The sequence below is a fragment of the Crenobacter sp. CS_VA4 genome, from assembly GCF_055597485.1.
On the sequence record NZ_JBVMAE010000057.1, the window covers coordinates 1 to 8,806 of the forward strand.

Genomic DNA, 8,806 nt, shown 5'->3' on the forward strand with positions numbered 1-8,806 from the left:
GGATGGTTAGTCACCCTGGTCAATTTTCAATGAGCAAACCCTCGGTTATCTGGTCAATTTTCAGTGAGCGCCAACACGCTACATTTAATAAAGAAGCACAAACTGAGAAAACGCCGGAGAAACCGCATGATGCAAAAAAAAAATGCTTGCCGCGTTCACTGCCATTGGGCTGGCTTCGACCTCCTATGCTGACGTAACCATCTACGGCCGCATACACGGGGATATTGAGTCGACCAAGGCCGGCAGTACCGAGGGACCGACAGTGACCAAGGTCCAGAACAATTTCTCGCGCATCGGCTTCAGGGGGTCCGAAGACTTGGGCAATGGCCTGAAGGCAATCTGGCAGGTCGAGAGCGGCGTCGCCATCGATGACAGTTCGGCCGCGCCGTTGAGCCGGGGCTTTCTCGGTACCCGTGAGACCTTTCTCGGCCTGAGTAGTGACACTTTCGGTACGTTTAAGCTTGGCAGCTTCCTGGCTCCGACGGATGACCTGCACGACATCGCCGGCAACAGCTTCCAGTATTGGAGCGGCATTTCGAATGACGCAACGCTGTGGTTGAACGGCGGTGACATCACTACCGGCGGTTTCGACGCGCGTCTCGCCAACTCCGTCGAGTATCTGACGCCGAATATTAACGGCCTAAGTTCGCGGATCCAGTATTCATTGACCTCTGGAAACAGCGCGGGCATCGGCGGGAAGGAGGCGTCTCGTGGCGGTTCATACGTGGTCTCGGCCAACGTGCGATACGAGCGTGGGCCGTTGCGCGTCGGTTACGGCGTGCAGCAGAACCGTGACATGCTGGTGACCTCCGGCGGTTTCTACGGCAACGGCCTGGCGCAATTTCTGGCCGCAGGCTACTACTTCGGCCCGCTCTACTTGGCCGGGCTGATCGAACACGACAACCTAAACAACATCCACTCCACTGGAATGAGCCGAAGCCGCAACTACGGCAGCATGCTGGCCAGTTACACGCTCGGCAACAGCATCTTTTCCGTTTTATACGGCAAGGCGCGCTCATGGAAGGGGGACGCCGACGTCGATAACAGTGGTGCCTGGATGAGGAGCGTCGCTTATAACTATCAGTTAAGCAAAAGGACTCAACTCTACATGCTCTATACCCGCCTTAATAACGAAGCGAACGGTGCCTAGGTACTCGGTGGTAATCCGACGGCAAATGCTGTTCCTGCTATGCGCGAACAGCACTCGATTGCACTCGGCATGTGGCAGAACTTCTGAGCTCACCTAACAAGTCGTTGAGATAAGGATTTGTGTCCCCCAATTCTCCTCGTTTCAATCAAACGTGAGATAACCGATCGTGGGCCCGGAATCATAAGTGGGCGGCTATGCAGGTACTCACGAGGGTTACCAATCCCGAGTAGAAACAGGCAGGTTGTCAGTGTCCCAGCACGGTCTGTAGTGTTTATTCCGATGATTACAGGGGCAGTGGGCAGTTCAGGACAGACGGCCGCATTAGGGAGAAATATAATGTGAAACCTTCGGAAGCTGTCCATCCAGATGGAATGAATTAACAATCGATTGGATTTGCTTGTCGGTAGTTGTCACACGCTCGTGTTGCCGTAAATGTTGTACCCAGTCCTCAAGCATGAACATCTCTATCTGATGTGACGGATTCTGAATATCCGTAAAGTGCCGCCACAGTATTGCGCCGTCGCGTCGCCGGATGCGACCAAGTGCTTCTAGTGCTGTAACAAACTCATCCTGGCGTGAGGGGTCGATGTGGTACTCCACCGTCACCATCACCGGTCCACGCTTTATCTGGGTATCGGGATGCACAGATGGATCTGGCCAATGCGCCGATGGGGTCAAGTCCATGTCGTCTTGAGCGGGCAGGGGGATGCGATACAGCAGCAATACTGTTATCGCCAGCACGATGGCCGACCCGATCAATGCGGTCGTGATGCTGCTATGCTCTGCCAGCCATCCCCAGGAGGCACTGCCTAATGCCATGGCTCCGCCGAAGACAACCTGATACATGGCAAGCCCTCGGGCTTTCACCCACGTGGGTAGTGTCGCTTGGGCCGCCACGTTAAATGTCGAAACAGCCATGATCCAGGCGACACCGGCCCAGGCCAATAGGACGGCACACAAGATGGTTGAGTGGGTTAACGCTATCCCGGTAATGGAGATTGCTGTAACGACACTCGCCGCCGTGGCGAGGCTTTCAGGCCGAAGACGAGAGCGGGCTTCGGGCAGAATAAAGGAGCCACCCACTGCGCCAGCGCCGATCGAGCCGAGCAAAATGCCATAAGTGGATGCGTCACCATGCAACAATTGTTTTGCAATGAGTGGCAACAACGCCCAGTAGCCGCTGGCGCAAAGACAGAAGCTTGCCGTGCGAATCAAGGTGGCCCGTAACGCCGGTGCTTCGCGGCTAAATCGCAGGCCGGAACGAACGGCTGAAGCAAGATGTTCGGCCGGCAGCAGGCTGCGTTTCTGTACTGGGTGCCAGAGCACGAACACGGCGATGACTCCTAGAAAGGAAGCAGCGTTAAGAAGAAAGGGGGAGGCAATCCCCGCAACGCCGATGAGAACACCGCCGATGGCAGGACCAATCGCTCTGGCGATATTGATGCCAATACCGTTGGCGGAGATGGCGGACGACAGCTCGGATTTAGGCACCAACTCGGGCACGATGGCCTGAAAGGCGGGCCCCGAAAACGCAGCGATGCTGCCCATCAAGAAGCTTGCGGCGATCAACAGAGAGGGTGAGATAGCGTTAGCTGATACGCCAAGCCATAGCAGGGTCGCGACGATGGCCATCAGCACTTGGCTACCAACCAGAAGTTTGCGGCGATCGAGCACATCGGCGAGCGCGCCAGCGGGTAGGGCAAAGATAAAAACGGGGAGGGTTGTGGCGACTTGCACCAGCGTCACCATCAGCGCCGATGGCGTCAGTGAGGTCATCAGCCAACCAGTGCCGACGTTACTGAGCGTTGTTCCGATGTTGGACACGACGGTGGCTAGCCAGACAGATCGGAACAAAGGTACCGACAGTGCGCTCCAGCCTGAGCGGGGGTGGCGGCGAGGATGATCCGGGTTTGCTGTCATGACTCGTTCTCACTCGTGTTTCGACAGTTTTTCTATTTTTGACTAAGGCCCCTTTTCTTGCCGGTGAAGTTGCAAATGGGGGGTCAACTTTCCACAAGTTGATGCATGCGTAGAGCGAACCCTTGCCAGAGCAATAAGCTGATCGGTACCAGTAATGCCCAAAATGAGACGCGGGCAATACCCAGGGCGCCACATACCGCACCGATGGCAAACGCCAGCACAGGCGGCAGCATGCGGGACATGCGTGCTCGGGCTGTTTTCCAGGTGGTTTCGTCGGTTTGCCAGATGAGGTCGACCGCATCAATGATTAGCTGTGTGACATTGCCAGTCATGACCGTCGTGGGTGCCAAATGAGAAAGCACCAGGCGGCTTGCTGCATTCTGTAGCCCCATAGCAGCAGCGCCGAGCGTACCGGCAAGTAGAGGAAGTGGTTGACTCGTATCGCCAATAGGAATCGCAGAGAGTCCTGCTGCCATGAATGCCGTTAAGAGTAAAGCCTGCATCAGCAGGAGCAGGCTTGCTGTCGATGCGTCTGCTCCTGAGTATCTAATCGATATAAGTCGTGCAACTGCGACCGCCAGAATGAAGGCGGGAAAAGCAACAAGCTTGATAATTGCACCGTGATCGGGGTGGATTAGTTCACTACCAAGCAGGACGAAGTTGCCGGTCACATGAGCGGTGAACAGTCCCATCAAGGCAACAAAGCCCAAAGTGTCAACATAGCCTGCGATAAAACCAAGGCTGGTAGACAAGAAAGTCTCTCGCTTCATGATGTGCCACGGTCTAAGAGATGGAAATTCAACATCATGTGTGGCGCGATTCACGTTTGAGTCATGCCGGGGCGTCCCTCAAAGGAAAAACGGCCTGGTCCGGCGAGAAAGATCGTGCCGAATATGATGATCAGTAACCAGCCGAACTGTCCTTCCGCAATGCTCCACTCGGGATGAACCACCAGCATCGACACAAGTAGTAAGAACAGAATTGGTAAGGTAGCGAGTCTCGTCATCCAGCCTAGGGCGATGGCAGCAGGGCAGACAACTTCGGCGAACACCGCGAGCACCAGGGTTACGTGCCGACCGAGGTGAAAAGGATCTTCAATACGCTGCAACTCATTGCTGAAATGTAGAATCTTGGGTAGACCATGAACGTAGATAAGTAGCAAAGCCCCCGTGAGACGCAGGTACAAGAGTCCAATATCGGGAGCCGGCAAACGAGCAAGGGGTAGACTGGGCATCATGGTGCTCCTGATGTGTGGCGAGCGTGTCCGCCTAGCGATCAGACCACGTGACCGGCCAGCACATAGCCGACAGTCATCGCCACCACCAGTAGCGCGCCGATCGGTGTGGGCGGGGCTGGTGACGGGATGTCGAGCCATCGACAGATAGCACCAATCGCCAGACCAAGTAGGACACCTACAATCAGCGCAGTCATGGTGTCTTTTCCTTTTCCAGCGCATGGCCACCGCAGTGTCGTTTGTTCTCGGCGGGGCGAGTGGTCAGATAACGGTCAACCAGCCAGTAGCCGCAGCTCATGGCAAAAACCAGCAGAGCTCCCGTCAGCACTGGAGGAGATGGCACGGGGATGCCGAACAGTCGGCAACCGATACCGACCACGAAGGAGAGCAGCAGTCCGAGCAAAATCTTGGAATAGCGCATGTTGACCTCGGAAGGTGTGAGGGGCCATGGCTGCTGACCCAGGTTCACGCATTATTCAAAAGGCGAAACAGGAACAACCTAGAGCGCCCCAAAAACCAGTCAGGTCGGATGCCGGCACACGTGATTGGCGTGCAATGTCGTGGTGGTGGCCATGTACAGCACAGGCGCCAACGCATTGGTGCGGCAGGGCGCGATGCGTGTGCTGTTGGGTTGGGCGATAGTGTCCGGGAACCCGCACTACCGGCGACCAGTCAGGCAAGACCGGCAGTGGGGGCGGGGCCAGTGGTTCGAATTTGCCCGTAGCATAGACGATACGACCACCAACCACGGTCAACACCGATTCGATCGACTTGATCGCCTCTTCTGGCACTGAGAAATAGTCGGCGGATAGCACTGCAAGGTCGGCCAGTTGCCCCACTTTGATCTGGCCCTTTTGGCCGTTTTCGGTCGAGAACCAGGCACTGCCGGCTGTCCACAGTTCCAGTGCAGTTTCGCGGGAAATTCGATCTGATTCATCGTACAGAGCCAGGCCGCCAACCGTTCGTCCCGAGACCAGCCAATAGAGGGCAGTCCAAGGGTTGTAGCTCGCTACCCGGGTGGCATCGGTACCCGCGCCAATCGGGATTCCCATCTCGAGCAGGCGCTTGACCGGTGGCGTCTCCTTGGCGGCGTCGGCACCGTAGCGATCCACAAAATATTCACCTTGGAACGCCATGCGGTGCTGGATCGCAATACCACCGCCAAGTGCCTTCACCCGCTCAATGTTGAGGGGCGAAATTGTCTCGGCATGATCGAAGAACCAGCGTAACCCGCTAAACGGAATCTCACGGTTCACTTTCTCGAACACGTCGAGCATGCGGCTGATCGACTCGTCGTAGGTGGCGTGCAGGCGGAACGGCCATCGGTTGGTTACCAGATGACGTACGACACGCTCGAGCTCGCCTTCCATCCCTGGCGGCAAGTCGGGGCGTGGCTCAAGGAAATCTTCAAAGTCGGCCGCAGAGAAGACCAACATCTCGCCCGCGCCGTTGTGGCGATAGTAAGCGTCCCCTTCGCCAAGTCGCACCATGGCAGTCCATTGCTCAAAGTCTTCGAGTTCTTGGCCTTTGCGCTGGGTGAACAGGTTGTAGGCGATACGGATTGTGAGCTGATCGGCGCGGGCCAGTTGTTCGATGACCTGATAGTCTTCGGGGTAGTTCTGGAACCCGCCGCCGGCATCGATGGCACTGGTCACCCCCAGGCGATTGAGTTCACGCATGAACTGTCGGGTCGAATTGACCTGATGTTCGATCGGCAATTTGGGCCCCATGGCGAGGGTTGCATAGAGGATCATCGCATTGGGGCGAGCGATCATCATGCCAGTAGGGTTGCCCATTGCATCGCGTTGGATTTCACCTCCGGGCGGATTGGGAGTGTCTTTCGTATAGCCTACTGCACGTAAAGCGGCCCGATTGAGCAAGGCACGGTCATAGAGATGCAGGACGAACACCGGTGTGTCGGGGGCCGCGGCATTGATCTCATCGAGTGTGGGCATGCGTCGTTCGGCGAACTGGAACTCGGTCCATCCGCCCACCACGCGTACCCACTGCGGAGGTGGGGTATGTGCCACCTGCTCTTTGAGCATGCGCATAGCGTCGGCGAGCGAGGGTACGCCTTCCCAGCGCAACTCGAGGTTGTAGTTCAGTCCCCCACGGATCAGGTGCAGATGCGAGTCGTTGAGGCCCGGTATGGCGGTACGTCCACTAAGATCGACGACCTGTGTGGAGGGACCTCGGTGTGCCATGACGGTCTGTTCATCGCCAACGGCAAGAAATTTTCCGTCACGGATGGCAACGGCTTGGATTTGCGGCACGGAACGATCGACCGTGTGGATTCGGCCGTTGTACAAGATCAGATCGGCGGTCATGGGCGTGTATCTCCGACAGAAGATTAAAATCGGTCGTGCCCGAGAGGGCACGGCCGATCTTGATACGCTAGGGCATAGGGCGGCCGGCGCCTTAACGTTTAGTGGCCCTCGCTACCACCGAACATGGTCTTGGCGTAGATCAGGCCCAGGCCGTAGCCGCCGCCGTGGGCGACCGAGGTCGCCACCGTCTCGTTGTACGTCTCGCCTCGAGCCCAGTCGCGTTGCAGCTCAAGGAGGTACTGCAGCGAGGTCATCGGTCGCGCCCCCAGCTGGATCATCCGTTCCATGGCGCGCTGGTGGGCTTCATCGGACACATCACCACAAGCATCTGCGATGACATAGACTTCAAAGCCCTGGTCGATCGCTGACAGCGCCGGACCGACAATGCATACCGATGTCCACAGACCCGCCAGCACGATCTTGCCCTTGTTGAACTCGTTCACCCGTTCGGCAATACGGGCATCCTCCCACGTGTTCATCGTGGTGCGGTCAATTACGTTTGCGTCCGGAAACACTGTTTTGATCTCGTCGAATATTGGACCAGAGAAGGTCTTTTCAGCGACGGTGGTCAGAATAGTCGACACTTTGAATTCTTTGGCCGCTTTGGCCACGAGGGCTGCATTGTTTCGTAAGCTGATCGCGTCGATTGATTTGGTCGCAAATGCCATCTGCGATTGGTGATCAATCATTATCAGGATGTGGTCATTCGGGTTCAGAAGAGTTTTGCCAGGTTGTGCTTTGGCGGTCGGCATTTCAGTCTCCATCAGAAAAACGGGATAAAATTCGCCGGGGAAAGCGGTTGCCAGCGTTGTAGGAGCTACCTTTCCGGAACCAAGTGCGGGGCTGCGGAGCTAATCCCGGGAAGGTGGAGCCAGTATAGAAACGGGAATCCGTTGTTCATAACGGATAATTTCGATCAGTCTTATCGAAGATTTCGACCATGAGAATCAGCCTGGAATCGTTGCAAGTGATTGATGCGATCGCGCGCTGTGGGACTTTTGCGACTGCAGCCCACGAGTTGCATAAAACTTCCTCCACACTGAGCTATATAGTGCAAAAACTTGAGAATGACTTGGGAGTGACGGTGTTCGACCGCAGCGGTCATCGTGCGCGCCTGACTGAGGCGGGGAGGGTGCTTGTCGAGGAGGGGCGGCAATTGTTGCGTGCCTCTCAACAGCTTGAAGAGCGCCTGCAGCGTGTGGAGTCGGGATGGGAAACAGAGTTGAGGGTCGCGATTGATGCGCACCTTCCTTTTGAAATGCTGACGCCCTATATCGCCGCGTTTTCCGGCGAACGGTCGTACACCCACTTGCACTTCTTACAAGAAGTGCTTGGCGCTACATGGGAGACCGTTTTAGCCCGTAGAGCCGACCTTAGCATAGGTACCATCGCTACCCCCACTAGTGTGCCAGGCCTTTCGTGTACCTCAATCGGAAAGCTGGAGACGGTGTTTGTTATGGCACCAGGACATCCTCTGGCTGATGCAGCGGAACCGATCGATTGTGACACGCTATCGCGATACCGCTTCGTCGAGATTGGGCACAATGATTCAGCCTCCAGATCGCTGCAGGCGATCAATGGTGAGAGGCAGCTCACCGTGCCCAATCTGCAAGCCAAGATCGCTGTTTTGCTCGCGGGCATTGCTTGTGATCATCTGCCGCGTTGTGCGGTTGCACCTCTTATCGCATCAGGACAACTCGTCACGAAACGGTTATGCGAGGAGCGTCCAGCACAGACCGTTTATCTGACTTGGCGCAGCGAAGAAAGCGGCCGTGCTCGGGCTTGGTGGGTCGACAAGTTGAGTCGGTCAAATTTTGTGAGCGTCGCTGATGTCTGGGGAAGTCTGCAAGACTCTCCCCAGTAGGGCTGTTTTATCCATGCCTTAGAACTGGACCGTACTAAGGGAAGTGGGCACTCCCGCCACTCGCCCAAAGGTGACATAACTGACTCCCCCAAGTGGCCGCTTCTCGGCGAGGCTGTGTGGAAACACAGTGAATTGTTGATGCCAGAATGGTTGCGTCACCCTCTTTTGGGTTACCGATATCGGTCGCTGCACAAACCAGGCTATTTTGACGAGCAATAAGGCCCTTTCAGGCCACTACTGCCTCCATTAACCCGGCAAATCCGATGATCTTTATGACTCGCTTCATGTTGTAGGCGAGCACATGCAAGCTC

10 protein-coding genes are annotated in these 8,806 nt (G+C 56.3%); 3 read left to right on the top strand and 7 right to left on the bottom strand.

Translation table 11 applies throughout. The features are described 5' to 3' along the window. Together ACZ2IA_RS22440 and ACZ2IA_RS22445 are read left to right on the top strand one after the other, a co-directional pair. On the top strand, window positions 1-197 hold a 197-nt coding region (locus tag ACZ2IA_RS22440; protein WP_470294812.1), incomplete at its 5' end, for a hypothetical protein. Beyond that, window positions 143-1,150, top strand: coding sequence for a porin (locus tag ACZ2IA_RS22445; protein WP_470294813.1), 1,008 nt, complete (start codon window positions 143-145; stop codon window positions 1,148-1,150). The genes ACZ2IA_RS22440 and ACZ2IA_RS22445, both read left to right, overlap by 55 nt. 321 nt (window positions 1,151-1,471) lie before the next feature. On the opposite strand, the gene ACZ2IA_RS22450 is transcribed toward ACZ2IA_RS22445, so the two are convergent. The 7 genes from ACZ2IA_RS22450 to ACZ2IA_RS22480 all read right to left on the bottom strand — a co-directional run bounded on the left by ACZ2IA_RS22450 (window position 1,472) and on the right by ACZ2IA_RS22480 (window position 7,383). Continuing rightward, window positions 1,472-3,070 (bottom strand): MFS transporter, encoded by a 1,599-nt coding sequence (locus ACZ2IA_RS22450; protein WP_470294814.1) that lies wholly within the window; start codon window positions 3,068-3,070, stop codon window positions 1,472-1,474. A gap of 83 nt (window positions 3,071-3,153) precedes the next feature. Continuing rightward, window positions 3,154-3,822, bottom strand: a complete 669-nt coding sequence (locus tag ACZ2IA_RS22455; RefSeq protein WP_470294815.1) for a YoaK family protein — start codon at window positions 3,820-3,822, stop codon at window positions 3,154-3,156. Between the two features lie 68 nt (window positions 3,823-3,890). Then, entirely contained in the window at window positions 3,891-4,307 is a 417-nt protein-coding gene (locus ACZ2IA_RS22460; protein WP_470294816.1) for a DoxX family protein, read from the bottom strand. 38 nt (window positions 4,308-4,345) lie between these two features. Continuing rightward, window positions 4,346-4,501, bottom strand: coding sequence for a DUF1427 family protein (locus ACZ2IA_RS22465; RefSeq protein WP_470294817.1), 156 nt, complete (start codon window positions 4,499-4,501; stop codon window positions 4,346-4,348). Next, window positions 4,498-4,725 carry a DUF1427 family protein gene (locus tag ACZ2IA_RS22470; protein WP_470294818.1) on the bottom strand — a complete coding sequence of 76 codons (228 nt, stop codon included), beginning with the start codon at window positions 4,723-4,725 and terminating at the stop codon, window positions 4,498-4,500. The genes ACZ2IA_RS22465 and ACZ2IA_RS22470 overlap by 4 nt, the downstream gene beginning before the upstream one ends. A gap of 55 nt (window positions 4,726-4,780) precedes the next feature. After that, window positions 4,781-6,631, bottom strand: coding sequence for an amidohydrolase (locus ACZ2IA_RS22475; protein ID WP_470294819.1), 1,851 nt, complete (start codon window positions 6,629-6,631; stop codon window positions 4,781-4,783). A gap of 98 nt (window positions 6,632-6,729) precedes the next feature. After that, window positions 6,730-7,383, bottom strand: coding sequence for a hydrolase (locus ACZ2IA_RS22480; protein WP_470294820.1), 654 nt, complete (start codon window positions 7,381-7,383; stop codon window positions 6,730-6,732). A 188-nt stretch (window positions 7,384-7,571) separates the two neighbouring features. On the opposite strand from ACZ2IA_RS22480, the gene ACZ2IA_RS22485 reads away from it, so the two are divergent. Continuing rightward, a complete protein-coding gene (locus tag ACZ2IA_RS22485; protein ID WP_470294821.1) occupies window positions 7,572-8,495 on the top strand; it encodes a LysR family transcriptional regulator in 924 nt (307 codons plus the stop codon). The last annotated feature ends 311 nt before the right edge of the window (window positions 8,496-8,806 follow it).

What these genes read in the sequence shown, in the direction of transcription:
- ACZ2IA_RS22460 (WP_470294816.1), bottom strand. Translation starts at nt 4,307, where the DNA reads ATGATGCCCAGTCTACCCCTTGCTCGTTTGCCGGCTCCCGATATTGGA.
- ACZ2IA_RS22480 (WP_470294820.1), bottom strand. Translation starts at nt 7,383, where the DNA reads ATGCCGACCGCCAAAGCACAACCTGGCAAAACTCTTCTGAACCCGAAT.
- ACZ2IA_RS22470 (WP_470294818.1), bottom strand. Translation starts at nt 4,725, where the DNA reads ATGCGCTATTCCAAGATTTTGCTCGGACTGCTGCTCTCCTTCGTGGTC.
- ACZ2IA_RS22485 (WP_470294821.1), top strand. Translation starts at nt 7,572, where the DNA reads ATGAGAATCAGCCTGGAATCGTTGCAAGTGATTGATGCGATCGCGCGC.
- ACZ2IA_RS22445 (WP_470294813.1), top strand. Translation starts at nt 143, where the DNA reads ATGCTTGCCGCGTTCACTGCCATTGGGCTGGCTTCGACCTCCTATGCT.
- ACZ2IA_RS22475 (WP_470294819.1), bottom strand. Translation starts at nt 6,631, where the DNA reads ATGACCGCCGATCTGATCTTGTACAACGGCCGAATCCACACGGTCGAT.
- ACZ2IA_RS22450 (WP_470294814.1), bottom strand. Translation starts at nt 3,070, where the DNA reads ATGACAGCAAACCCGGATCATCCTCGCCGCCACCCCCGCTCAGGCTGG.
- ACZ2IA_RS22465 (WP_470294817.1), bottom strand. Translation starts at nt 4,501, where the DNA reads ATGACTGCGCTGATTGTAGGTGTCCTACTTGGTCTGGCGATTGGTGCT.